This window comes from Xanthomonas sp., assembly GCF_017163755.1.
GTDB lineage: Bacteria > Pseudomonadota > Gammaproteobacteria > Xanthomonadales > Xanthomonadaceae > Xanthomonas_A.
This window is the reverse complement of sequence record NZ_JAFIWC010000036.1, coordinates 15,849-39,750: the sequence shown is the minus strand read 5'-3', so window position 1 is coordinate 39,750 and position 23,902 is coordinate 15,849. Positions and strand designations below refer to the sequence as shown.

Genomic DNA, 23,902 nt, shown 5'->3' with positions numbered 1-23,902 from the left:
GACGGGACTCGAACCCGCGACCTCCGGCGTGACAGGCCAGCATTCTAACCGACTGAACTACCACTCCGCGTTTTGAAACTTGTCGCTCGGTGCTCTGGTGGGTGCTGAGGGTTTCGAACCCCCGACCCTCTCCGTGTAAAGGAGACGCTCTACCGCTGAGCTAAGCACCCTAGCGAGTCGATTAGTTTACGGCATCCTTCAGCGCTTTGCCAGCCTTGAAGGTCGGATTCTTCGAGGCCGCGATCTTGATCGAGTCGCCGGTCTTCGGGTTGCGGCCGGTACGCTCGGCACGGTCGCGCACCTGGAAGGTACCGAAGCCCACCAGCGTCACGCTGTCGCCCTTCTTCAGCGCCTTGGTGACTTCGGACACGACGGCGTCGACGGCGCGGCCGGCTTCAGCCTTGGAGATATCCGCAGCGGCGGCGATGCAGTCGATCAATTCGGCTTTATTCATTTCTTAGTGACTCCGTGTGCGGCAGAAAACCGCGAAATTGAGGATCGGGACGTGGGCTGAACCCGCCTCGCTGAGCGAGGCCCCGATGGACACTTACTACCAAGCACGCCCTGTTGCGGTGCTCGCAAGTCGTGCTTTTATACCAGCGGCCCTGCACCCGCGCAAGCTGAAAAGCCAGCAATGACGCGGGTTTCGGCCGATAGCGCGGCCGCGGTTCAGGACGTTTCAGTGCTTGACGCGCGCGGTCGAGGATGCTTTGGACTTGCGCCGCGCCGGCGCCTGCTCGCCGTTGGCGGGCGCCTTCGGACCGAGCGGGCGCTCCAGCGCCAGATCCAGCACTTCGTCGATCCACTTCACCGGCACGATCTTCAGATCGCGGGTCACGTTGTCCGGAATGTCCGACAGGTCCTTGCGATTCTCCTCCGGGATGATCACCGTGCGGATGCCGCCGCGCAGCGCCGCCAGCAGCTTCTCCTTCAGCCCGCCGATCGCCGACACGCGCCCGCGCAGGGTGATCTCGCCGGTCATCGCCACGTCGGCCTTGACCGGCACCTTGGTCAGCATCGACACCAGCGACGTCACCATCGCGATGCCCGCGCTGGGGCCGTCCTTGGGCGTGGCGCCATCGGGCACGTGCAGATGCACGTCGTGCTTCTGCAGGAAGTCGACCTCGATGCCGAGCACCTCGGCGCGCGAGCGCACCACCGACAGCGCCGCCGACGCCGATTCCTTCATCACGTCGCCGAGCTGGCCGGTCAGGATCACCGCGCCCTTGCCCGGGACCAGCGTCGATTCGATCTGCAGCAGGTCGCCGCCGACCTCGGTCCACGCCAGCCCGGTGACCAAGCCGACCTCGTTCTGCTCCTCGGCGCGACCGAAATCGAAGCGGCGCACACCCAGGTACTTGTCCAGGTTCTTGCCGTTGACGCTGACCCGCGGCTTCTCCTTGCGCGCGATGGCGCCCTTCTTCGGCGCCGCCTTCTTGGCCGGCACCGCCAGCGGCCCGGCCAGCGCGATCTCCTTGACCACCTTGCGGCAGATCTTGGCGATCTCGCGTTCCAGGTTGCGCACGCCCGATTCGCGGGTGTAGTAGCGCACGATGTCGGCGATCGCGTCGGAGGCGATCTCCAGCTCGTTGCCCTTCAGGCCGTTGGCCTTCAACTGCTTGGGCACCAGGTAGCGCATGGCGATGTTGAGCTTCTCGTCCTCGGTGTAACCCGGGATGCGGATCACCTCCATGCGGTCGAGCAGCGGCCCGGGGATGTTCAGCGAGTTGGACGTGGCCACGAACATCACTTCGGACAGGTCCAGGTCCACTTCCAGGTAGTGGTCGTTGAACGCGTTGTTCTGCTCCGGATCGAGCACTTCCAGCAGCGCCGACGAGGGATCGCCGCGGAAGTCCATCGACATCTTGTCGATCTCGTCGAGCACGAACAGCGGGTTCTTGCTGCCGACCTTGTTGAGGTTCTGCACGATGCGGCCCGGCATGGAGCCCACGTAGGTGCGGCGATGCCCGCGGATCTCCGCCTCGTCGCGCACGCCGCCGAGCGACATGCGCACGAACTTGCGGTTGGTCGCCTTGGCGATCGACTGGCCGAGCGAGGTCTTGCCCACGCCGGGCGGGCCGACCAGGCACAGGATCGGGCCCTTCATCTGCTTGACCCGCGATTGCACCGCGAGGTACTCGAGGATGCGTTCCTTGACCTTGTCCAGGCCGTAATGGTCCGCGTCCAGGGTCTCCTGCGCGACCTTCAGGTCCTTGCGCACCTTGCTGCGCTTGTTCCACGGCACGCCGAGCAGCCAGTCCAGGTAGTTGCGCACCACCGCCGCCTCGGCGGACATCGGCGACATCTGCTTGAGCTTGTTGAGCTCGGCCTTGGCCTTGGTCTCCACCGCCTTGGGCATGCCGGCCTCGGCGACCTTGCGCGCCAGTTCCTCCAGCTCGCCCGGCGCGTCGTCGAGGTCGCCCAGTTCCTTCTGGATCGCCTTCATCTGCTCGTTGAGGTAGTACTCGCGCTGGCTCTTCTCCATCTGCGACTTGACCCGGCCGCGGATGCGCTTCTCCAGCTGCTGCACGTCGATCTCGCCGTCGACCAGGCCGACCAGCATCTCCAGGCGCTCGCCGACTTCCAGCGTCTCCAGCAGGCGCTGCTTGTCGGACAGGCGCACGCCGATGTGCGCGGCGATGGTGTCGGCCAGGCGGCCGGGCTCGTCGATGCCGGACAGGGTCTGCAGCAGTTCCGGCGGCAGCTTGCGGTTGGTCTTGACGTACTGCTCGAACAGCGACATCAGCGAGCGCGCGATCGCCTCGACCTCGCGCTCCTCGCGCGATTCGGCGGCGTCGATCTCGCTGCCTTCGCCCTGCAGCGCGCCGTCGCGCTCGACCACCTTGTCCACGCTCACGCGCGACAGGCCTTCGACCAGCACCTTGATGGTGCCGTCGGGCAGCTTCAGCAGTTGCAGCACCTGCGCCAGCGTGCCGACGTTGTACAGGTCGGCGGCCACCGGGTCGTCGGTTTCGGCGGACTTCTGCGCGACCAGCAGGATGCGCTTGTCGGCTTCCATCGCGTGCTCGAGCGCGCGCATGGACTTGTCGCGGCCGACGAACAACGGGATGACCATGTGCGGGAAGACCACGACGTCGCGCAGCGGCAGGACCGGCAGATCGAGGACTTCGGATTTGGACTGGGCCATGAGGGCTCCGATGTGGGATGCGGTTTGCGGGGCATAAAAATGCCGATGGCCCCGTTATGGGGCCATCGGCTGGACGATGCAAGGGGACCGGACAAGCCCCTTTGGTTTCAACCGCTTAGCTGGCTCCGGGAGGCACGCGGACGCGGTCCTCCGGCGTCACCTCCGCTTCACTCGGCGGAGGCGACCTTCGGCGGCGCCGGCGGGGTCTGGTAGATCAGGTACGGCTCGGACTTGTGCTCGATCACCGACTCGTCCACCACCACCTTGCTGACGTTTTCCTGCGACGGCAGCTCGTACATGGTGTCCAGCAGCACCGACTCGACGATGGTGCGCAGGCCGCGCGCGCCGGTCTTGCGCTTGAGCGCCTTGCGCGCGATCGCCGACAGCGCGTCCGGACGGAACTCCAGCTCCACGCTCTCCATCTCGAACAGCTTCTTGAACTGCTTGGTGATCGCGTTCTTCGGCTCGGTCAGGATCTTGATCAGCGCCGGCTCGTCCAGCTCCTCGAGGGTGGCGACCACCGGCAGGCGGCCGACGAACTCGGGGATCAGGCCGAACTTGATCAGGTCCTCCGGCTCCACCTCGGCCAGGATCTTGCCGACTTCCTGCTTGCGCTCGCTGCTCTTGACCTTGGCGCCGAAGCCGATGCCGCCGGCGTCGTTGGAACGCTGCTGGATCACCTTGTCCAGCCCGGCGAACGCGCCGCCGCAGATGAACAGGATGTTCTTGGTGTCCACCTGCAGGAACTCCTGCTGCGGATGCTTGCGCCCGCCCTGCGGCGGCACCGAGGCCACGGTGCCTTCGATCAGCTTCAGCAGCGCCTGCTGCACGCCTTCGCCGGACACGTCGCGGGTGATCGACGGGTTCTCGCTCTTGCGCGAGATCTTGTCGATCTCGTCGATGTAGACGATGCCCTGCTGCGCCTTCTCGACGTCGTAGTCGCACTTCTGCAGCAGCTTCTGGATGATGTTCTCCACGTCCTCGCCCACGTAACCGGCTTCGGTCAGCGTGGTCGCGTCGGCGATGGTGAACGGCACGTTCAGCAGCCGCGCCAGGGTCTCGGCCAGCAGCGTCTTGCCCGAGCCGGTCGGCCCGACCAGCAGGATGTTGGACTTGGCGAGCTCGACCTCGTCATTCTTCTGACGGCTCTCGATGCGCTTGTAGTGGTTGTACACGGCCACGGCGAGCGTGCGCTTGGCGCGCAGCTGCCCGATCACGTACTGGTCCAGCACCTCGAGGATTTCCTTGGGCTTGGGCAGGCTGCTGCGTGCCGATTGCGCCTTCTCCTCGAGTTCCTCGCGGATGATGTCGTTGCACAGCTCGACGCATTCATCGCAGATGAACACGCTGGGCCCGGCGATCAGCTTACGGACCTCGTGTTGACTCTTGCCGCAGAACGAGCAGTAGAGAATCTTGTTGCTGTCGCCGGAACGGCCTTGCCGGTCTTCGCTCATTGCTTCGCTTACCCAGTTACCCCACCCGATGAACGGGGGTTCGATTTCGAGAATAGCACAGGGCCGGGAGGACGCTAGCCCGACCCCGGCCCTGCGGAATACGCCACGTTTTGCAGTACATGCAAGCCTTATGCCGGCTGGATGGACTCTTCCGGACGGCGTTCCAGCACCTGGTCGATGAGGCCGTAGGCCTGGGCATCGACGGAGCTCTTGAAGTTGTCGCGTTCGGTGTCGCGGGCGATGGTCTCCAGCGACTGGCCGGTGTGCTTGGCCAGGATCTCGTTCAGCCGCGCGCGCAGGGTCAGGATCTCGCGCGCGTGGATGTCGATGTCGGTGGCCTGGCCCTGGAAGCCGCCCAGCGGCTGGTGGATCATCACCCGCGAGTTCGGCAGCGCGTAGCGCTTGCCGGCCGCGCCCGAGGCCAGCAGCAGCGCGCCCATGCTGGCGGCCTGGCCGACGCAGATCGTGCTCACGTCCGGCTTGATGTACTGCATGGTGTCGTAGATCGCCATGCCGGCGGTGACCACGCCGCCCGGCGAGTTGATGTAGATGCTGATGTCCTTTTCCGGATTGTCCGCTTCCAGGAACAGCAGCTGGGCGACGACCACGTTGGCCATGTGGTCGTCGATCGGGCCGACCAGGAAGATCAGCCGCTCCTTCAACAGACGCGAATAGATGTCGTAGGCGCGCTCGCCGCGGCTGGTCTGCTCGACCACCATCGGAACCAGATTCAACGCCTTGGTCACATTGTCCACGCGGGAACTCCTACTGATTAGTTGAATCCCCGCACACGGATGTGCGGGCTCTTGCGAGGGACTCGCCTTTCTGAATCCCCGCACACGGATGTGCGGGCTCTTGCGAGGGACTCGCCTTACCTGAATCCCCGCACACGGAACGTGCGGGCTCTAGCGAAGGACTCGCCTTACTGCCGGATGGCGTCCTGGAACGTCATCGCCTGTTCGGTGTGCTGGGCGCGCTCGGCGATCCAGTCGATCACCTGCTCTTCCATCACCCGACTCTGCAGTCCTCCCATCAATTGGGGATCGTTGCGGTACATCTCAATGACCTGCTCGGGCTCTTCGTAGGTCGAGGCGATCAGGCGCAGGGTCTCGGTGACCCGCTTCGGGTCCAGGCGCAGCTCGTTGCGGCGCGCCACCTCGCCGACCAGCAGGCCGACCAGCACGCGCTTGCGCGCCGCGTCCATGAAGCCCTGGTGGGCGTCGGCGGGCACTTCGCCGGGGTTGCGGCCGCTGCGGCGCAGCTGCTCGACCTGCTGCGCCAGCATCGAACGCGCCTCGTTCTCGACCAGCCGCGGCGGCATCTCGACCGACGCGTAGGCGGCGATCAGCTGCTCGCCGACCTCGCGGCGCAGGCGGTTCATCAGCGCGCCCTTGAGCTCGCGCTCCAGGTTGACGCGGATGTCCTTGCGGAACTGCTCGGCGTCGCCGCTCTTCACACCGAAGCTCTTGATGAAGTCCTTGTCGACCTCCGGCAGCACTGGCGCGGCCACTTCGACCGCCTTGACGTGCACCTGGACCTGCTTGCCGGCCAGCTGCGGCACGCGCCAGTCGGCCGGGAAATCGACCGTCAGCGTCTTTTCCTCGTCCTTGGACAGGCCGACCAGGCCCTGCTCGATCGCCGGGAACATCACCCCGGAGCCGATCACGCTGCTGCCCTTCTCCACGCCCTCGGCGGGCAGGCGCTCGTCGCCGGCCTGCGACCAGGTCTCCAGCGTCACCAGGTCGCCTTCCTGCGCCGGACGCCCGGCGGGCTGCCAGGTGCGGCGCTGCAGGCGCAGGTTCTCGATCATCTGCTCGATGTCCGCCTCGGTGACCTCGGCGGTGTGGCGGGTCACCTGCAGCGTGGACACGTCGATGTCGCCGAAGTCCGGCACCACTTCGAAGGTGGCGACGAACTCGAGCTCGCTGTCGCCGGCGCGGTCGATGCGCGGGTTGCCGGCCAGGCGCAGCGAATGCTCGCGCACCGCCGAGTCGAAGGTCTCGCGCAGCAGGCCGTCCATCGCCTCGGCGCGGATCTGCGGGCCGAAGCGCTGCTCGATCACCTTGGCCGGGATCTTGCCGGGACGGAAACCCTTGATCCGCGCGGTGCGCGCGACCTCGCGCAGGCGCCCGCCGATATGGGTTTGCAGGCGATCCTCCGGCAGGGTGAAAGTCAGGCGCCGTTCCAGGGTACCGGTGGTTTCGATCGAAGCTTGCATGTGGACTCCTGCCACCGGGAGCCCGAAACGGCTCTCGGCACGATATAGAAGATACGGGTTTACGCGGGCACGCACGGCCGCCGCAGCCGGATAGTTTCGCCGATTCCGGCGGCGCCTGCCAGCGGCGCGGGGCAAGGGCGTAGCGCCGGCCCGGAGGGCCGCTGTATCGGCGCCGGGTCGCGTGGCGCGTGCGACGCGTGCGAAGCCGCCGGCGCAGACCTGAATGGTGCGAAAGAGGGGACTCGAACCCCTACGCCTTGCGGCACTGGTACCTAAAACCAGGGCGTCTACCAATTCCGCCACTTTCGCATCGAGCGCCCGGAGCGCCTGTGCCGGCACATTGTTGCAGGCCTGCCAGCAAAGAAAAAGGCACCTGCCGGAGCAGGTGCCTTCTGTTTGGTGGGCCGTCAAGGATTCGAACCTTGGACCTATTGATTAAGAGTCAACTGCTCTACCAACTGAGCTAACGGCCCCGAAAACTGGTCGCATAGTGTATGCGGTCAATCATCCTACTGCAAGCCCCGCGAACGGGGATGACGCGAATTGGGGTGGCTGAGGGGACTCGAACCCCCGACATCTGGAATCACAATCCAGTACTCTAACCAACTGAGCTACAGCCACCATTGAAGCTTTGCAACGTCCCGTCCGGCGCCGGTGATGGCGCGCCCGACAGGAATCGAACCTGTAACCGCCGGCTTAGAAGGCCGGTGCTCTATCCGGTTGAGCTACGGGCGCCCGGGCCGGATTGTCGCATTCCTCTCCGCCATTGGATATCGGATTGGTCGGGGTAGAGGGATTCGAACCCCCGACATCCTGCTCCCAAAGCAGGCGCGCTACCAGACTGCGCTATACCCCGGCGGAACAAACCCTCGCGACACAGGGCCGGAAAGGTCGGCTATTGTGGGAAGCTGGGGCGCCGGTGTCAACGACAACCTTCGCCACCGGCGCTTGCGCTATGCTCTGCGCTTGCGGCCGACAACGCCGATTCCATCTTATTTACAGGGAGAAACAGCATGATTCGCAGCGGCAATCCCGCCTTGAAGGACTCCACGTTCCTCGACCTGGGCAGCGGCGCGGTGGTCTCGCGCGACAGCCAGGCGATGACCCTGAACGGCACCGTCAACAAGACCGGCATCCTGCTGTTGCTGACCGTGCTGACCGCCGCATTCGCCTGGAGCCAGTCGCTGTCGGTCGATGCGGCCGGCAAGGAGGTCGTCGCGCCGGGCATGATCGGCTACGTGCTGGGCGGTGCCATCGGCGGCTTCATCCTGGCGCTGATCACCACGTTCAAGAAGACCTGGGCGCCGGTCACCGCGCCGCTGTATGCGCTGGTGGAAGGCTTCTTCCTCGGCTCGATCTCGGCGATGTACGAGGTGCGCTTCAACGGCATCGTGCTGCAGGCGGTGCTGCTGACCTTCGGCACCCTGTTCGCGCTGCTGTTCGCCTACCGCACCGGGCTGATCAAGGCCACCGAGAACTTCAAGCTCGGCGTGGTCGCGGCCACCGGCGGCATCGCCCTGGTCTACCTGGCGACGATCGTGCTGGGGTTCTTCAACATCCAGATCCCCTTCATCCATGCCTCCGGCACGGTCGGCATCCTGTTCAGCCTGTTCGTGGTGGTGGTGGCGGCGCTGAACCTGGTGCTGGACTTCGACTTCATCGAGACCGGCGTGGAACAGGGCGCGCCGAAGTACATGGAGTGGTACGGCGCGTTCGGGCTGATGGTCACGCTGGTGTGGCTGTACGTGGAGTTCCTGCGGTTGCTGTCGAAGCTGCAGTCGCGGAACTGAGCGGGACTCGGAACTGAGCGGGACTCGGGACTCGGGACTCGGGACTCGGAAAGCTTCGCAGTCCCGGTCCTGTCCGGCAACGAAAAGGGCGCCTCGCGGCGCCCTTTTCTGTTTTCCACGCGCTGGATTACAGGCGGGTGGCGATGGCCTTGGCGAAGCCCATGGTGTTGCCGCTGCCGCCCAGGTCCGGGGTCAGCCCGTCCTTGGCCTCCAGCGTGGCGACGATGGCCTTGCGCAGGCGCTCGGCGTTCTGCGGCTGGCCGATGTGGTCGAGCAGCTGCGCCGCGCCGAGCAGCAGCGCGCACGGGTTGGCCTTGCCCTGCCCGGCGATGTCCGGGGCCGAGCCGTGCACCGCTTCGAAGATCGCCGCGTCCACGCCGATGTTCGCGCCCGGGGCCAGGCCCAGGCCGCCGACCAGGCCGGCGCACAGGTCCGACAGGATGTCGCCGAACAGGTTGGTGGTGACGATGATGTCGAACTGCTCCGGCCGCATCACCAGCTGCATGCAGGCGTTGTCGACGATCATTTCCTGGAACTCGATCTCCGGGTAGTTCGCCGCCACTTCGCGCGCGACCTTCAGGAACAGGCCCGAGGTCGACTTGATGATGTTGGCCTTGTGCACCGCGGTGACCTTCTTGCGGCCGGTGGCGCGGGCCAGCTCGAAGGCGTAGCGGACGATGCGCTCGGAACCCTTGCGGGTCACCTTGGCCATCGACACCGCGGTCTCGCCGTCGGCCGACACTTCCTGACCCTCGCTCAGGTACGCGCCTTCGGTGTTCTCGCGCACGGTGATCAGGTCCACGCCGTCGCCGAAGCGCGACTTGGTGTTCGGGAACGACTTGGCCGGGCGCACGTTGGCGTACAGGTCGAACTGGCGGCGCATGGCCACGTTGATCGAGCTGAAGCCCTCGCCCACCGGCGTGGTCAGCGGGCTCTTCAGCGCCACCTTGTTCTTGCGGATCGAATCCAGGGTCGTGGCGGGCAGCAGGTCGCCGTGCTTTTCCAGCGCGACCAGGCCGGCGTCGGCGTATTCGTAGGTCAGGCCAGCGTTCAGCGCGTCGAGCACGAACAAGGTGGCGTCCATGATCTCCGGGCCGATGCCATCGCCACGGATGACCGTGATTGTCTGCGTCATTTGATTGGGATTCCGAACTGAGGGGGAAACGCCGGCCGGCAGCCCGGATTGCGGCGCGTAAGAGAAGGTTTGTGGCGCAATTATGCCCGATCCGGCCGGGCGGCCCAAACCGGCCGGGCGCCGGCGCGGCCCTCAGCCGTGGTCGTGGCCGGCCGGCGCGGCGGCGTCGCCGGCCTCCAGGCGGTCGAGGAAATCCACCGCGCGGCGCAGGTGCGGGATCACGATCGAACCGCCGACCACCAGGCCGACCGAGAACGTCTCGAAGAACTCGTCGCGCTCCACCCCGGCCTCCTTGCACTGCGCCACGTGGTAGCTGATGCAGTCGTCGCAGCGCAGCACCAGCGAGGCGACCAGGCCGAGCAGCTCCTTGGTCTTCACGTCCAGCGCGCCGGCCTGGTAGGTCTGCGTATCGAGCGCGAAGAAGCGCCGCACCACCTGGTTCGGCTCGGCCAGGATGCGCTGGTTCATGCGCTGGCGGAACTCGGTGAACTCGCGCACCCGGTCCTGGCCCCCGCCCTGCTCCTCGCTCATGCCGGGTCCCCGGCTGCCTGCCCGTTCAGCAGCGGCTCCAGCTTGCCGGCGCGGTGCAGCGCCATCATGTCGTCGTAGCCGCCGACATGGGTGTCGCCGACGAAGATCTGCGGCACGCTGGTGCGGCGCGCGCGCGCCACCATCTTCTCGCGCTCGGCCGGGTCCAGGTCGATGCGCACCTCGGTCCAGCTGCGGCCCTTGCTCTTGAGGAAGTTCTTGGCGGCCACGCAATACGGGCAGATCGCGGTGGAGTACAGGATGATCGGGGGGCCGCCGGCCTGGCCGGCATCGGCTTGCTGGTTGTCCACGGGAAACTCCACGCGTTGAAAGAGGTCCAAGCCACTATGGTAGCGGGCGGCTGGATTTTCGAGGCCGCCGCCGCAACACTGCGGATTAACCGCGATTCACCCGCCCTGAACCGGCGGCCCTGCCGCACCTGCCCTGCTCCGGAGCCCTCCTTGCGCCTGCTGCCGCTTGCCACCGCGATCACCCTGGCCGTCGCCGCCGCGGTGGCGCCCGCCCAGGAGAACAAGCTGCCCGACATCGGCTCCTCGGCCGGCGAACTGCTGACCCCGGCGCGCCAGGCCGAGTACGGCAAGATGATGCTGGCCGAGCTGCGCAACTACGGCTACGTGCTGGAAGACCCGCTGATCGACGACTGGCTGCAGACCATGGGCACGCGGCTGGGCGCCAACAGCGACCAGCCGCAGCAGAAGTACACGTTCTTCATGCTGCGCGACCGCCAGATCAACGCCTTCGCCACCCTCGGCGGCTACGTGGCGGTCAACGCCGGCCTGGTGCTGACCGCCGAGCGCGAGGACGAGGTGGCCGCGGTGCTGTCGCACGAGATCGCGCACATCACCCAGCAGCACGTGCTGCGCGGCGTGGAACGGGCGCAGCGCGACCAGGTGCCGATCCTGCTCGGCATGCTGGCCGCGGTGGTGGCCGCGCAGCAGGCCGGCGGCCGCTCCAGCGGCGACGCCACCCAGGCGGCGATCGCCAGCGGCCTGGGACTGATGCAGCAGCGGCAGATCGACTACACCCGCAGCAACGAGTCCGAGGCCGACCGCCTGGGCATCCGCACCCTGGAACGCAGCGGCTACGACGTCGACGCGATGGCCGGCTTCTTCGAGCGGATGTCGCTGGCGATGCGCGGCAACCAGGGCGGCTACAGCACCCCCGACTACCTGATGACCCACCCGGTCACCACCACCCGCATCAGCGAGGCGCGGCAACGCGCGGCGCGGATGAAGAAGGACACCGTGCTGCTGACCACCAGCGTGCCCGGCGGCACCTTGCAGGAGCGGGTCGACCCGAACGACGTGTCGCTGAGCCAGCCGCTGGGCGCGACCGGCAACCCGCTGCTGCCCGGCACCCTGCAGTTGCCGTTCGACACCTATTCGCGCGGCGCCAGCGGCCAGTTCGACTGGGCGCGGGAGCGGCTGCGCGTGCTCAGCGCCAATACCCCGGCCGAGGCGATCCGCGAATACGAGGGCCTGCGCCAGGGCCGCAAGTCCGGGCTCAGCGACGCCCAGCGCTACGGCCTGGCGCTGGCCCGGCTGCGTGGCGGCGGCGGCGCGCAGGAGGCGCTGCAGACCCTGGAAGCGCTGCTCGACGCCCACCCGGACAACTGGTGGCTGGGTTTGGCGGTCGCCGAGGCCGAGTCGCGCGCCGGGCGCAGGCAGCAGGCCGACCAGCGCTTCGAGGCCCTGCTCAAGCGCCTGCCGAGCAACCGCGCGGTGGCGCTGAGCTACGCCGGCACGCTCAACGAGCGCGGCGGACGCGACGCCGCCCAGCGCGCGCAGGCCGTGCTGCGGCCGCTGTTCGGCGGCGCCGGCGACGACCCGGTGTTCCAGCAGACCTTCGCCCGCGCCTGCGAGCTGGCCGGCGACGGCAACCGCGCCGGCGAAGCCTATGCCGAGGTCGCCTACCTGAACGGGCGTCCGGAGCAGGCGCTGATCCAGCTGCAGAACCTGAAGAAGCGCGAGGACCTGGACTACGTGGCGCGCGCGCGCATCGACGCGCGTATCGCCACGATCACGCCGACGGTGCTGGAGCTGCGCCGCCAGGGCATCCAGGACCCGGACATGCAACGGCGCTGAAACCTCCGCATGGCAGGCGTCATCCAAGCGTAATAAAACCGTAGTCTACTGGCACCCTCCCTTCCCAGTACCACGGTGCCGTCGTGCAGAAACGCATCCTGATCGTCGACGACGAACCCGCCATCCGCGACATGGTGGCGTTCGCCCTGCGCAAGGGCGATTTCGAACCCGTGCATGCCGGCGACGCGCGCGAGGCGCAGACCTCCATCGCCGACCGCGTCCCGGACCTGATCCTGCTGGACTGGATGCTGCCCGGCACCAGCGGCCTGGAACTGGCGCGGCGCTGGCGCAAGGACGCGATGACCCGCGAGGTGCCGATCATCATGCTCACCGCGCGCGGCGAAGAGAACGACCGGGTCGGCGGGCTGGAAGCGGGCGTGGACGACTACGTGGTCAAGCCGTTCTCGGCGCGCGAGCTGCTGGCGCGGATCCGCGCGGTGATGCGCCGTACCCGCGACGACGACGAGGACGGCAGCGTCTCGGTGGGCGCGCTGCGCATCGACGGCGCCGCGCACCGGGTGTTCGCCGGCGATGCGCCGGTGCCGATCGGCCCGACCGAATACCGCCTGCTGCATTTCTTCATGACCCATCCCGAGCGCGTGTACAGCCGCGCGCAGCTGCTCGACCACGTGTGGGGCGGCAGCGTCTACGTCGAGGAGCGCACCATCGACGTGCACATCCGCCGCCTGCGCAAGACCCTGGAGCCGTTCGCGGTCGAGAACATGGTGCAGACCGTGCGCGGCTCGGGCTACCGCTTCTCTTCCTCGATCTGAGCCCCTGCCGGCCTGCTATAAACGGCGGACGGCTTCCCTGCGACAGAGTGCGCGATTCCCGATGCCCCGCCACATCCGTTCGGCCTGGTTCAAGACCCTCGGCACCCTCGCCGTGTTGCTGCTGCTGGCGGTGCTCGCCGGCTGGCTCGGCGGCCACGTGTGGATGGCGCTGACGCTGGCCTCGCTGGCGGTGATGAGCTGGCACTACTGGCGGCTGCGCCGGGTGCTGCGCCGGCTGACCGCGCGCCAGCGCTGGGAGCCGCCGGCCGGCACCGGCGTGTGGAACGAGCTGGACCGCCTGCTGTACCGCAGCCAGGCGGAGATGCGCACGCGCAAGCGGCGCCTGCTGGACATGCTGCGCGCCTATCGCGCCGCCGCCGCCGCGCTGCCGGACGCGGTGGTGGTGGTGGACCGCAACAGCCAGCGCATCCAGTGGTTCAACGAGGCCGCCGGCACGCTGCTGGGGCTGCGCCATCCCGGCGACCTGGGCGCGCCGGTGGTGGCGCGGCTGCAGCCGATGCCGCTGGCGCACTGGCTGGCCGGCGGACGCAACGCCGAACCGATGCTGGACACGCCCTCGCCGCTGGACGAGCGCCTGCGCCTGAACCTGCGCCTGATCCCCTATTCGGACGACTACTGGCTGCTGGTCGCGCGCGACGTCAGCAAGCTGCTGCAGCTGGAGCAGGTCCGCCGCGACTTCGTCGCCAACGTCTCGCACGAACTGCGCACGCCGCTGACCGTGGTGCACGGCTACCTGGACATGCTCGACCCGGAGGACTTCCCCGATTCCGGGCCGATGATCGCCGAGATGCGCAAGCAGTCCCAGCGCATGACCCAGCTGGTCGAGGACCTGCTGACCCTGTCGCGGCTGGAATCGCAGGAACACGCCAGCGAGGAGACCATCGCGATGGCGCCGATGCTGGCGACGCTGCGCCGCGAGGCCGAGGCGCACAGCCAGGGCCGGCACAGCATCGAGGTGCACGACGAGGCCGGCTGCGACCTGCTCGGTTCCAACAAGGAACTGCACAGCGCGTTCTCCAACCTGGTCACCAACGCGGTGCGCTACACCCCGGCCGGCGGCACGGTGACCATCACCTTCGCCCGCGAAGGCGACGGCGCGGTGCTGTCGGTGCGCGACAGCGGCTACGGCATCCCGGCGCACCACCTGCCGCGCATCACCGAACGCTTCTACCGCGTGTCCAGCAGCCGCTCGCGCGAAAGCGGCGGCACCGGCCTGGGCCTGTCGATCGTCAAGCACGTGCTGGGCCTGCATCAGGCGCGGCTGGACATCGACAGCGAAGTCGGCAAGGGCAGCACGTTCTCCTGCCATTTCGGCGCCGGCCGCGTGCATCCGCGCCACGACCATGCCACCCTGACTTCCGCTTGACGCAATAATGCCGAAGAGTAAACCCATGCCACGCGCCGCCGCCCTGCCGCCCACCCCGCCACCGGACCTGCCCGTCGATCCGCTGCGCGAGCCGTCCCTGTACCTCAACCGCGAACTGTCGCAGCTGGATTTCAATTTCCGCGTGCTGGCGCAGGCGCAGGACCCGCAGGTGCCGCTGCTGGAGCGGCTGCGCTTCCTGTGCATCTCCTGCACCAACCTGGACGAGTTCTTCGAGATCCGCGCCGCCACCGTGCGCCACGCCCTGGAGTTCGGCCTGCCGCCGGCGCCGGACGGGCTCAGTTCCAGCGCGATCCTCAACTCCATCCACGACCGCGCCGCGCAGTTGGTGGACCAGCAGTACCGCTGCTGGAACGAAGTGCTGCGCCCGGCGCTGAAGGATGCCGGCATCGGCGTGCTCGGCCGGCAGTCGTGGAACCCGCGGCAGAAGCGCTGGCTGCGCGCGTACTTCCGCAACGAGATCATGCCGGTGCTGTCGCCGCTGGGCCTGGACCCGGCGCACCCGTTCCCGAAGATCCTCAACAAGTCGCTGAACATCGTGGTGGTGCTCAAGGGCGTGGACGCGTTCGGGCGCGTCGGCCACCTGGCGATCGTGCGCGCGCCGCGCTCGCTGCCGCGCATCATCCAGCTGCCGGCGAGCCTGTCCGAAGGCGGGCAGAGCTTCGTGTTCCTGTCCTCGGTGCTGTCGACCTTCGTCGACGAGCTGTTCCCGGGCATGGAAGTGATGGGCTCCTACCAGTTCCGCGTCACCCGCAATTCCGAGCTGGTGGTGGACGAGGAGGAAGTGGAGAACCTGGCGCTGGCGCTGCGCGACGAACTGGTCAACCGCGGCTACCGGCCGGCGGTGCGGCTGGAGATCGCCGAGGATTGCCCGAAGTCGATCATGCGCACCCTGCTGCAGAACTTCGCGCTGCCGGAGAACGCGGTCTACCGCATCAACGGCCCGGTCAACCTGAGCCGGGTCAACCAGGTCTACGACCTGGTGCAGCGCCCGGACCTGAAGTACCCGTCGATGAACCCGCGCACGCTGCGCGACAGCGAGGGCATCTTCGAGGTCGCCGCGGCCGGCGACATCCTGCTGCATCATCCGTTCGACGCGTTCACCGCGGTGCTCGACCTGATCAAGCAGGCCGCGATCGACCCGCAGGTGCTGGCGATCAAGCAGACCCTGTACCGCACCGGCAAGGACTCGGGCATCGTCGATGCGCTGGTGCTGGCCGCGCGCAACGGCAAGGACGTGACCGTGGTGGTGGAGCTGCGCGCGCGCTTCGACGAAGAGGCCAACCTCGGCCTGGCCGACCGCCTGCAGGAAGCCGGGGTGCAGGTGGTATACGGCGTGGTCGGCTACAAGACCCACGCCAAGATGCTGCTGATCGTGCGCCGCGAAGGCCGCAAGCTGCGCCGCTACGTGCACCTGGGCACCGGCAACTACCACAGCGGCACCGCGCGCGCCTACACCGACCTGAGCCTGATCACCGCCGACGCGGACATCGGCAACGACGTGCACCTGCTGTTCCAGCAGCTGTCCGGGCTGGCGCCGAAGATCCGCCTCAAGCGCCTGCTGCAATCGCCCTTCACCCTGCATCCGGGCCTGCTGCAACGGATCGAGCGCGAGACCAAGCTGGCCGCGGCCGGGCGCCCGGGCCGCATCATCGCCAAGATGAACGCGCTCAACGAACCGCAGGTGATCCGCGCGTTGTATGCCGCCTCGCAGGCCGGGGTCAAGATCGACCTGATCGTGCGCGGCGCGTGCACGCTGCGCCCGGGCGTGCCCGGCGTGTCGGACAACATCCGCGTGCGCTCCATCGTCGGCCGCTTCCTCGAGCACAGCCGCGTCTACTGGTTCGGCAACGACGGCGCGCCGGAGCTGTTCTGCGCCAGCGCCGACTGGCTGGAACGCAACCTGCTGCGCCGCGTGGAGACCTGCTTCCCGATCCTGGACCCGGCGCTGATCCAGCGCATCCACCGCGAAGTGCTGAAGAACTATCTGGAAGACAACCTCAACGCGTGGGAGCTGGACGCCAGCGGCAACTACCGCAAGCTGACCCCCGGCCAGGACCAGCCGCCGCATTCGGCGCAGCTGGCGTTGCTGGACGGTCTGTAGACTGGTCGGCGCCAGGACGGTGCGCGCACCGTCCATCGGCTACCATTCCGCACATGCCTTCGATCTCCCCGACGTTTACGCCGTTGCGCGATGGCGACCTGCTGGCCGCGGTCGACCTGGGTTCCAACAGTTTCCACATGGTGGTCGCGCGGTACCAGCTCGGGCAGCTGCGGGTGGTCGACCGCCTGCGCGAGACGGTGCGCATGGCCGACGGCCTCGACGCCAAGGGCGGATTGTCGGCCGAAGCGCGGCAGCGCGCGCTCGAATGCCTGGCGCGCTTCGGCCAGCGCATCCGCGACGTGCCCTCGCAGCGCGTGCGCGCGCTGGCCACCAACACCGTGCGCCAGCTGCGTTCGCCGCAGGCGTTCCTGATCCCCGGCGAGACCGCATTGGGCCATCCGATCGAGGTGGTCAGCGGACGCGAGGAAGCGCGGCTGATCTACCTGGGCGTGGCGCACGCGCAGCCGCCCAAGCCGGAGCAGAAGCGCCTGGTGATCGACATCGGCGGCGGCTCCACCGAGTTCATCATCGGCCGCGGCTTCCATACCCTGGAACGCGAAAGCCTGCAGGCCGGCTGCATCGCCAGCACGCGCCGCTTCTTCCCCAACGGCAAGCTGTCGAAGAAGAAGTGGAAGGACGCGCTGACCGAGATCGGCGCCGAGTTCCAGCAGTTCGCCGGGCTGTACCGCACGCTGGGCTGGGACGAGGCGCTGGGTTCCTCCGGCACGCACAAGGCGATCGGCGAGATCTGCGCGGCGATGAAGCTGACCAAGGGCGCGATCACCGCCGAGGCCCTGCCGCAGCTGCGCGAACGCCTGTTGCTGGCCAAGAGCATCGAGGACATCGACCTGCCCGGCCTGTCGGCCGACCGCCGGCCGATCATCGCCGGCGGCGTGCTGGTGCTGGAAGCCGCGTTCCAGGCGCTGGGCCTGCAGCGCCTGATGGTGAGCAAGGCCGCCATGCGCGAAGGCATCCTCTACGACATGCTCGGCCGCGGCGGCGAGAACGATCCGCGCGACGCCGCGGTCGCCGCGCTGACCCTGCGCTACGGCATCGACGAGGCGCAGGCCACGCGCGTACAGGCCACCGCGATGGCGCTGTTCGAACAGGTCGCGCAGGAGTGGGCGCTGGACGCCGACGACGGGCGCATGCTCGGCTGGGCCGCGCGCCTGCACGAGCTGGGCCAGGTGATCGCGCACAGCCAGTACCACGTGCACGGCGCCTACGTGCTGGAACACTCGGACATCGCCGGTTTCTCGCGGCAGGAACAGCAGGTGCTGGCGGCGCTGGTGCGCACCCATCGCCGCAACGTGCCCAAGACCGCGTTCGACGCCCTGCCCGACCGCCTGCTGCTCAGCGCCAAGCGCAAGGCCGCGCTGCTGCGGCTGGCGGTGCTGCTGCATCGCGCGCACGAGCCCGACCCGATCCCGACGCTGGAACTGAAGGCCAACGGCAACGACCTGAGCCTGATCCTGTCGCAGCCGTGGATCGAGTCGCGGCCGCTGCAGCGCGCCGACCTGATCGGCGAGATCGAGGGCATGGCCGGGCTGGGGATCAACTTCAGGCCGTTCGTGGCCTGAGGGCCGGGACTGGGGACTCGGGACTCGGGACTCGGAAAAGCATGCCGCGTCGCGTGGCCGGTTACGGCTGCGGGGCCTGAGAGGTCATGCGCGCTTGGCGAAAATCGGGTTGCGGCCGCGACGCTAGTCGAGGCCGATGGCCCAAGCGCAGCTAAACGCCTGTTGCCGGCGTCATCTTCCCTACATCTGCTGGACATGATCGCTTCATTGCCTCCGGCCAAGATGGCACAAACCGGAGCCTGCACATGCGCTACGCGATCGTCACCGAGACATACCCCCCGGAGGTCAACGGCGTCGCGCTGACCGTGCAGGGTCTGGAGATCGGGCTGCGCGCGCGCGGCCACCAGGTCGACGTGGTGCGTCCGCGCCAGGCCGGCGACCAGGGCAACGACGACCCGCTGCTGGTCCGCGGCGCCTCGCTGCCGCGCTATCCCGGGCTGAAATTCGGCCTGCCCGCTACCCGCCGCCTGAGCCGCCACTGGCAGGCCGCGCCGCCGGATGCGGTGTACATCGCCACCGAGGGCCCGCTGGGCTGGTCGGCGCTGCGCGCGGCGCGGCGGCTTGGCATCCCGGTGGCGACCGGCTTCCACACCCGCTTCGACGAATACCTGCCCGAGTACGGCGCGGCCTGGCTGCAGGCCACCGCGCTGCGCTGGATGCGGCGCTTCCACAACCAGGCCGACGCGACCCTGGTGCCGACCCGCGAGCTGCAGGACTTCCTCACCGGACAGGGCTTCGAACGCGTGCGCCTGCTGGCGCGCGCGGTGGACAGCCTGCAGTTCGATCCGCAGCGCCGCGACCCGCAGCTGCGCGAGGAGTGGGGCATCGACGGGCACGGCTTCGCGGCGCTGTACGTGGGCCGCATCGCCTCGGAAAAGAACCTGCCGCTGGCGGTGCGCGCGTTCCGGCAACTGCAGCAGGTGCGGCCGAAGGCGCGCTTCGTGTGGGTCGGCGACGGCCCGATGCGCGAGCGCCTGGCGCACGAGAATCCCGACTTCATCTTCTGCGGCATCCAGCGCGGCGATGCGCTGGCGCGGCACTTCGCCAGCGGCGACCTGTTCCTGTTCCCCAGCCGCAGCGAGACCTTCGGCAACGTCACCCTGGAGGCGATGGCCAGCGGCGTGGCCGCGGTGGCATTCGACTACGGCGCGGCGCGCGAATACCTGCGCGACGGCGTCAACGGCGCGGCGGTGAACGACGATGCCGGCTTCATCGCCGCCGCGGTGCGCCTGGCCGGCGACGACGCGCTGCGCCAGCGCATGGGCGAAGCGGCCTGCGCGGCGATGAAGCGGCTGCGCCCGGAGCAGGTGGTGGCCGACTTCGACGCGCTGCTGAGCGAACTGGTACTGAGCAGGAGGGCGCATGCCACCGTCCACGCGGCTTGAGGTCTGGCACGGCCACGAAGCGCGCTGGTGCCGGCGCGCCAATCACTGGTGCCGGCGGCGTTCGGTCCGGCGCTTCTTCGCGATGATCAGCCGGCTCGGCGACGGCGTGTTCTGGTACTCGCTGATGACCCTGCTGGTGGTGTGCGACGGCATGGACGGCGTCTACGCCTCGGCGCACATGGCCGCCACCGGCGTGGTCGCGCTGAGCCTGTACAAGGGCCTGAAGCGCTGGACGCGGCGCCCGCGCCCGTACGCGGCGGACCTGCGCATCCGCGCCTGGGTCGCGCCGTTGGACGAGTTCAGTTTCCCTTCCGGGCACACGCTGCATGCGGTGTCCTTCGGCATCGTCGCGCTGGCCTACTACCCGTGGCTGGCGCCGCTGCTGGTGCCGTTCATCGCCTGCGTCGCGCTGTCGCGCGTGGTGCTGGGGCTGCACTATCCCAGCGACGTGCTTGCCGCCACCGCGATCGGCGCGGCGCTGGCCGGCGTGTCGCTGTGGGTGTTGCCGATTTCGGCGCTGCTTGGGTGAATCGGGACTCGGGACTCGGGACTCGGGACTCGGGACTCGGGACTCGGGACTCGGGACTCGGGACTCGGGACTCGGGACGGCAGGATGATGTCCCGGGGCAAATCGATGTCAAGCGATTTGATGCAAAAAGGGCCGCTTTTTTTAGAAAAAGCAGCTTTTTTTTGCGGCTCAGGCGCAGCTGCTTTTCTGTAGGAGGGGCTTCAGCCCCGACGCTCTACCGGTAAGACGTCGGGGCTGAAGCCCCTCCTACAGAACAGCATAAATGCGGCGAACTTGCGAAAATCCCGAGTCCCGAGTCCCGAGTCCCCGGTCCCGAGTCCCCGATCCCGGCTCTACAATAACCCCATGACCACGCTGTTCATCTCCGACCTGCACCTGGATCCGGCCCGGCCGGCGATCACCGAGCTGTTCCTCGGCTTCCTGCGCGGCGAGGCGCGCGACGCCGAGGCGCTGTACATCCTCGGCGACCTGTTCGAAGCGTGGATCGGCGACGACACCCCGTCGCCCGCCGCCGATGCGGTCGCCGCCGAACTGCATGCGCTCGCCGGCGGCGGCGTGCCGGCGTACTTCATGCACGGCAACCGCGATTTCCTGCTCGGCGCCGACTATGCGCGGCGTGCCGGCTTCCGGCTGCTGCCCGACCCGTGTCTGATCGACCTGTACGGGCGCCCCACCCTGCTGCTGCACGGCGACCTGCTGTGCACCGACGACACCGCCTACCAGGCGTTCCGCGCGCAGACCCGCGACCCGGCCTTCCAGCAGCAGTTCCTGGCGCAGCCGCTGGCCGCGCGCATCGCCTATGCGCAACAGGCGCGCGCTGCCAGCCAGGCGCGCCAGGCCGAGCTCAAGCACGGCGACCGCGCGCAGTTCGAAACCGTCACCGACGTGGCGCCGGACGAGGTGCTCGCCACGTTCACCCGCTTCGGCGTGGAGCGCATGATCCACGGCCATACCCATCGTCCCGCGGTGCACGCGCTGGACGTGGACGGCCGCGCCTGCACCCGCATCGTGCTCGGCGACTGGTACGAACAGGGTTCGGTGCTGCGCGTGGACGCGGACGGTTGCGCGCTGCAGCAGCTGTAGCGCCCTGCAACGAGAGCGCATTCGCGCACCGCCGGCGCGCGAGGCACGTCCTGCAACGACGCCCAGAAAGCCGCATCGCGTAGCGCGTCCACATGCCTGGCGCATGCCGCCGTTCCATGCCTGCGACTGCCGGGCGCGAACGGCGGCACGCGGTGCGGCGGCTCAGCGGAAGCCGGCGATGGTGGCCTTGGTGTTGACCAGCACGCGCTGGTTGTCGGCCGTGCTCGCATTGCCCATCGGCACGCCGCCGTAGGAAATGTTCGGGTTGGACCAGTAGTTCAGGCGCGGGCAGTTGCTGCTGCAGTTGTAGGCCATGATCGTGCGCCAGCTGTTGCCGTAGCGGTAGCCATGGCCGTAGGGATACGGCGAGGTGCTCGGGTCGGTGGCCAGATCGTGGCGCGCGCTCTGCAGGTGGCCGATCTCGTGGGCGAAGCTGTAATAGCCGGTCGCGCAGTCCCAGTACACCGCGGCGAAGGCGGTGGCGGCGGTGGAACCGATGCCCGAGGCCAGCCCGCAATAGCTGCTGTTGTCGATCACCAGCACGCCGACGTCGGCCGCCACGCTGTTGCGCGTGGTGTGGATGGCGTCCATGTAGCCGTCGCTGGTGCCGCGGAACCGATTCAGATCGGTGGTGAAGTTGCCCGACTCGGCGTAGCTGGTGGTGCTGTAGCCGGCCAGCACCAGATTGATGCCGACGTTGCTGTTGACATAGCCCTGGTTGGATTCGGCCACCGCCAGTTGCACCAGCGACTGCATGTTGCCGCCGTAGCCGCTGACCGCCTGGTTGGTGGCCACCACCAGCACGCGGATCGTCGCGGTGGGTCCGGCGGACGCGCCCGCGGTGCCGACGCGCTCGTCGATCAGCGACTGCGGCATCTGGATGGTCGGCAGCAGCCCGTAGTCGGCCGGATGGTCCGCGGGCAGGCGACGCTCGTCGACTTCGACCAGCGCGTGGCCGCCGCTGATGGGACGCAGGTGGAACAGGCGGCCGTTGCTGCGGATGGTGCCGGTGACGGTGTCGCCGCTGCGCACCAGGATGGCCGAGTTCAACGGGTCCAGGCCGGACAGGGTGCGGCCGCGCGCGGTGGCGGCGGCGCCGAGGTTGCCGTACCAGATGCTGTTGCCGCCTTCGAGCTGCTCGGTCTTCAACAGCGTGGCGGTGACGCGCTGGCCGAGCAGTTCCAGCTCCAGCTGTCGCTGCGTGCCGTCGACCGCGGCGGCGTCGACCTGCACGCGCTGCACCGCGCTGGTGGCCGGGTTGGCCAGCAGCCGGGTCAGCGCCGGCTCGCCCGCAACGGCCTTGGACACGTACTGACTGCTCTGGAACAGGGGTTTTCCGGCGGCGCTGGCCGTCCCGGCGGCGCACAGGGCGATCATCGCGGTAACGCAGCACATCGACTTCGAAGTCATGGCGTACTCCCAGGGGTGGAAAGCGGAAGGAGGCGTAGCGTCCCGGCGCGGGGGCGCCGGAAGCTTCGATTAGCCGCGTGCCCCGTGCCGGGCGCAAGCTTCAAGTTGCATTCATGTGCAACTAAGAGATGAGCATTCCTGGCCGGATGTGACCGCCATCCAGCCGTGCGCCGTCGCCGTGGTCCGCCAGAACGCGCACTGCGCGGCCCGCGACTGCATATCGCCATGGACGGCACGCCGCTGCTCGGATCAGATCAGTCCGCCGCGCGAGCGGCACCCTTCCTGCCGCATCGCCACCCGCTCGTCACCGATGCCGCCACCGATGCGCGCCGTCAGGTGGCCTGCCGCTGCAGCGCCAGCAGTTCGTCCTCGTCGAAACCGGCGAGCAGCCGCGCCTGCAGGTTGAACGGACCGTGCAGGTAGCCGCCAGCGTATTCGCGCAGCAGCTCGGCGAAGCGCGCGCGCGGCTCGATGCCGGCGCGCGCGCAGTACCAGCGATACCAGCGCGAACCGGCGGCGACATGCGCCACCTCCTCGCGCAGGATGAGTTCCAGGATATCGGCGGTGGCGTCGTCGCCGAGCGATCGCAGCTTGGCGATCATCCCCGGGGTGACGTCCAGCCCGCGCGCCTCCAGCACCCGCGGCACCAGCGCCATGCGCGCCAGGCCATCGTGCGCGGTCTTCTCGCACATCTCCCACAGGCCGTTGTGCGCATCGAAATCGCCGTACTCGTGGCCCAGTTCGCGCAGGCGGTCGCGCAGCAGCACGAAATGGCGCGACTCGTCGTCGGCCACCGCGACCCAGTCGGCGTAGAACGCATCCGGCAACCCGCGGAAGCGGTACACCGCGTCCCAGGCCAGATCGATCGCATTGAGCTCGATGTGCGCAATCGCGTGGACGAACGCGGCGCGACCTTCGGCACTGCCCAGCCCGCGCCGCGGCAGTTCGCGCGGATGCACCAGCCGCGGACGCGGCGGCCGTCCCGGCATGCCGATCGGCAACGGCGTCGGGGCGGCGACAGGCAGCGGCAACTCGCCGCGCGCATAGGCCTGCGCGTGGCGCTGCGTCGATGCGACCTTGGCGGCGGGATCGGCCGCGTCCAGGCAGGCGCGTGCGGCCTCGAACAGGTCCACGGTCATGCGGTGCTTTCCTCGTCGTGCGGATGTTGCGCGGGGGCAACGATGTTACCTGCGCCGACGTGCCCGGGTCCGGTCGAACGCCCGCGCCGCCCGATCGCCGCGGCAGAACGTCGTCG

At 68.3% G+C, this 23,902-nt stretch carries 19 protein-coding genes and 7 tRNA genes; 9 read left to right on the top strand and 17 right to left on the bottom strand.

Translation table 11 applies throughout. From position 1 onward, the window contains the following. The 12 genes from JR065_RS19320 to JR065_RS19265 form a co-directional block, all read right to left on the bottom strand. Positions 1-59 (bottom strand) — tRNA-Asp (locus JR065_RS19320). A 36-nt stretch (positions 60-95) separates the two neighbouring features. After that, a tRNA-Val gene (locus JR065_RS19315) sits at positions 96-170 on the bottom strand. Between the two features lie 11 nt (positions 171-181). Then, entirely contained in the window at positions 182-454 is a 273-nt protein-coding gene (locus tag JR065_RS19310; RefSeq protein ID WP_206236062.1) for an HU family DNA-binding protein, read from the bottom strand. A gap of 225 nt (positions 455-679) precedes the next feature. Further along, positions 680-3,148 carry an endopeptidase La gene (lon, locus tag JR065_RS19305; protein WP_206236061.1) on the bottom strand — a complete coding sequence of 823 codons (2,469 nt, stop codon included), beginning with the start codon at positions 3,146-3,148 and terminating at the stop codon, positions 680-682. A gap of 167 nt (positions 3,149-3,315) precedes the next feature. Next, on the bottom strand, positions 3,316-4,602 hold the full coding sequence (gene clpX / locus JR065_RS19300; protein WP_206236059.1) for an ATP-dependent Clp protease ATP-binding subunit ClpX: 1,287 nt from the start codon (positions 4,600-4,602) through the stop codon (positions 3,316-3,318). Positions 4,603-4,730: 128 nt separating this feature from the next. Beyond that, positions 4,731-5,357: an ATP-dependent Clp endopeptidase proteolytic subunit ClpP gene (gene clpP / locus JR065_RS19295; protein WP_206236058.1), complete on the bottom strand. Its 627-nt coding sequence runs from the start codon at positions 5,355-5,357 to the stop codon at positions 4,731-4,733. A gap of 167 nt (positions 5,358-5,524) precedes the next feature. After that, on the bottom strand, positions 5,525-6,820 hold the full coding sequence (tig, locus tag JR065_RS19290; RefSeq protein ID WP_206236057.1) for a trigger factor: 1,296 nt from the start codon (positions 6,818-6,820) through the stop codon (positions 5,525-5,527). Positions 6,821-7,044: 224 nt separating this feature from the next. After that, positions 7,045-7,129: transfer RNA gene (locus tag JR065_RS19285), tRNA-Leu, on the bottom strand. Between the two features lie 88 nt (positions 7,130-7,217). Beyond that, positions 7,218-7,293: transfer RNA gene (locus tag JR065_RS19280), tRNA-Lys, on the bottom strand. Positions 7,294-7,364: 71 nt separating this feature from the next. Beyond that, positions 7,365-7,441 (bottom strand) — tRNA-His (locus JR065_RS19275). Positions 7,442-7,478: 37 nt separating this feature from the next. Beyond that, positions 7,479-7,555: transfer RNA gene (locus JR065_RS19270), tRNA-Arg, on the bottom strand. Positions 7,556-7,599: 44 nt separating this feature from the next. Then, positions 7,600-7,676 (bottom strand) — tRNA-Pro (locus JR065_RS19265). A gap of 157 nt (positions 7,677-7,833) precedes the next feature. Between JR065_RS19265 and JR065_RS19260 the strand changes: the two genes are divergently transcribed. Next, complete coding sequence (locus tag JR065_RS19260) at positions 7,834-8,610, top strand: Bax inhibitor-1/YccA family protein (RefSeq protein ID WP_241093769.1); 777 nt, start codon at positions 7,834-7,836, stop codon at positions 8,608-8,610. A gap of 127 nt (positions 8,611-8,737) precedes the next feature. Here the strand turns inward: JR065_RS19260 and JR065_RS19255 are convergent, their stop codons facing one another. From JR065_RS19255 to grxC, 3 genes are all read right to left on the bottom strand, one after another. Then, positions 8,738-9,745 carry an isocitrate dehydrogenase gene (locus tag JR065_RS19255; RefSeq protein ID WP_206236056.1) on the bottom strand — a complete coding sequence of 336 codons (1,008 nt, stop codon included), beginning with the start codon at positions 9,743-9,745 and terminating at the stop codon, positions 8,738-8,740. A 132-nt stretch (positions 9,746-9,877) separates the two neighbouring features. Beyond that, a complete protein-coding gene (locus tag JR065_RS19250) occupies positions 9,878-10,276 on the bottom strand; it encodes a carboxymuconolactone decarboxylase family protein (RefSeq protein ID WP_206236055.1) in 399 nt (132 codons plus the stop codon). Beyond that, entirely contained in the window at positions 10,273-10,584 is a 312-nt protein-coding gene (grxC, locus tag JR065_RS19245) for a glutaredoxin 3 (RefSeq protein WP_206236054.1), read from the bottom strand. The genes JR065_RS19250 and grxC overlap by 4 nt, the downstream gene beginning before the upstream one ends. A 150-nt stretch (positions 10,585-10,734) precedes the next feature. Between grxC and JR065_RS19240 the strand changes: the two genes are divergently transcribed. The 8 genes from JR065_RS19240 (at position 10,735) to lpxH (ending at position 21,237) form a co-directional block, all read left to right on the top strand. Further along, positions 10,735-12,378: a M48 family metalloprotease gene (locus JR065_RS19240; RefSeq protein WP_241093768.1), complete on the top strand. Its 1,644-nt coding sequence runs from the start codon at positions 10,735-10,737 to the stop codon at positions 12,376-12,378. 83 nt (positions 12,379-12,461) lie between these two features. Continuing rightward, the gene (gene phoB / locus JR065_RS19235; protein WP_206236053.1) at positions 12,462-13,151 is read left to right on the top strand and encodes a phosphate regulon transcriptional regulator PhoB; all 690 of its coding nucleotides are present in this window, start codon (positions 12,462-12,464) and stop codon (positions 13,149-13,151) included. A gap of 61 nt (positions 13,152-13,212) precedes the next feature. Then, the gene (gene phoR / locus JR065_RS19230; RefSeq protein ID WP_206236052.1) at positions 13,213-14,538 is read left to right on the top strand and encodes a phosphate regulon sensor histidine kinase PhoR; all 1,326 of its coding nucleotides are present in this window, start codon (positions 13,213-13,215) and stop codon (positions 14,536-14,538) included. Positions 14,539-14,563: 25 nt separating this feature from the next. Continuing rightward, positions 14,564-16,660, top strand: coding sequence for a polyphosphate kinase 1 (gene ppk1 / locus JR065_RS19225; RefSeq protein WP_206236051.1), 2,097 nt, complete (start codon positions 14,564-14,566; stop codon positions 16,658-16,660). A 53-nt stretch (positions 16,661-16,713) separates the two neighbouring features. After that, entirely contained in the window at positions 16,714-18,240 is a 1,527-nt protein-coding gene (gene ppx / locus JR065_RS19220; protein WP_206236050.1) for an exopolyphosphatase, read from the top strand. A gap of 245 nt (positions 18,241-18,485) precedes the next feature. Continuing rightward, positions 18,486-19,625 (top strand): glycosyltransferase family 4 protein, encoded by a 1,140-nt coding sequence (locus JR065_RS19215; protein ID WP_206236049.1) that lies wholly within the window; start codon positions 18,486-18,488, stop codon positions 19,623-19,625. Then, the gene (locus JR065_RS19210; protein ID WP_206236047.1) at positions 19,603-20,154 is read left to right on the top strand and encodes a phosphatase PAP2 family protein; all 552 of its coding nucleotides are present in this window, start codon (positions 19,603-19,605) and stop codon (positions 20,152-20,154) included. Before JR065_RS19215 ends, JR065_RS19210 begins: the two co-directional genes overlap by 23 nt. Before the next feature lie 345 nt (positions 20,155-20,499). Beyond that, positions 20,500-21,237 (top strand): UDP-2,3-diacylglucosamine diphosphatase, encoded by a 738-nt coding sequence (lpxH, locus tag JR065_RS19205; RefSeq protein ID WP_206236046.1) that lies wholly within the window; start codon positions 20,500-20,502, stop codon positions 21,235-21,237. Positions 21,238-21,399: 162 nt separating this feature from the next. Here the strand turns inward: lpxH and JR065_RS19200 are convergent, their stop codons facing one another. Both JR065_RS19200 and JR065_RS19195 read right to left on the bottom strand, forming a co-directional pair. Beyond that, positions 21,400-22,647, bottom strand: coding sequence for a zinc-dependent metalloprotease (locus tag JR065_RS19200; RefSeq protein WP_206236045.1), 1,248 nt, complete (start codon positions 22,645-22,647; stop codon positions 21,400-21,402). A 332-nt stretch (positions 22,648-22,979) separates the two neighbouring features. Then, positions 22,980-23,786 (bottom strand): ferritin-like domain-containing protein, encoded by an 807-nt coding sequence (locus JR065_RS19195; RefSeq protein WP_206236044.1) that lies wholly within the window; start codon positions 23,784-23,786, stop codon positions 22,980-22,982. Positions 23,787-23,902: the final 116 nt, after the last annotated feature.

Excerpts from the sequence above, each read along its gene's own strand:
- JR065_RS19310 (WP_206236062.1), bottom strand. The coding sequence starts at position 454 with ATGAATAAAGCCGAATTGATCGACTGCATCGCCGCCGCTGCGGATATC.
- lon (WP_206236061.1), bottom strand. The coding sequence starts at position 3,148 with ATGGCCCAGTCCAAATCCGAAGTCCTCGATCTGCCGGTCCTGCCGCTG.
- clpX (WP_206236059.1), bottom strand. The coding sequence starts at position 4,602 with ATGAGCGAAGACCGGCAAGGCCGTTCCGGCGACAGCAACAAGATTCTC.
- tig (WP_206236057.1), bottom strand. The coding sequence starts at position 6,820 with ATGCAAGCTTCGATCGAAACCACCGGTACCCTGGAACGGCGCCTGACT.
- JR065_RS19260 (WP_241093769.1), top strand. The coding sequence starts at position 7,834 with ATGATTCGCAGCGGCAATCCCGCCTTGAAGGACTCCACGTTCCTCGAC.
- JR065_RS19255 (WP_206236056.1), bottom strand. The coding sequence starts at position 9,745 with ATGACGCAGACAATCACGGTCATCCGTGGCGATGGCATCGGCCCGGAG.
- JR065_RS19250 (WP_206236055.1), bottom strand. The coding sequence starts at position 10,276 with ATGAGCGAGGAGCAGGGCGGGGGCCAGGACCGGGTGCGCGAGTTCACC.
- phoR (WP_206236052.1), top strand. The coding sequence starts at position 13,213 with ATGCCCCGCCACATCCGTTCGGCCTGGTTCAAGACCCTCGGCACCCTC.
- ppk1 (WP_206236051.1), top strand. The coding sequence starts at position 14,564 with ATGCCACGCGCCGCCGCCCTGCCGCCCACCCCGCCACCGGACCTGCCC.
- ppx (WP_206236050.1), top strand. The coding sequence starts at position 16,714 with ATGCCTTCGATCTCCCCGACGTTTACGCCGTTGCGCGATGGCGACCTG.
- JR065_RS19215 (WP_206236049.1), top strand. The coding sequence starts at position 18,486 with ATGCGCTACGCGATCGTCACCGAGACATACCCCCCGGAGGTCAACGGC.
- JR065_RS19210 (WP_206236047.1), top strand. The coding sequence starts at position 19,603 with ATGCCACCGTCCACGCGGCTTGAGGTCTGGCACGGCCACGAAGCGCGC.
- lpxH (WP_206236046.1), top strand. The coding sequence starts at position 20,500 with ATGACCACGCTGTTCATCTCCGACCTGCACCTGGATCCGGCCCGGCCG.
- JR065_RS19200 (WP_206236045.1), bottom strand. The coding sequence starts at position 22,647 with ATGACTTCGAAGTCGATGTGCTGCGTTACCGCGATGATCGCCCTGTGC.
- JR065_RS19195 (WP_206236044.1), bottom strand. The coding sequence starts at position 23,786 with ATGACCGTGGACCTGTTCGAGGCCGCACGCGCCTGCCTGGACGCGGCC.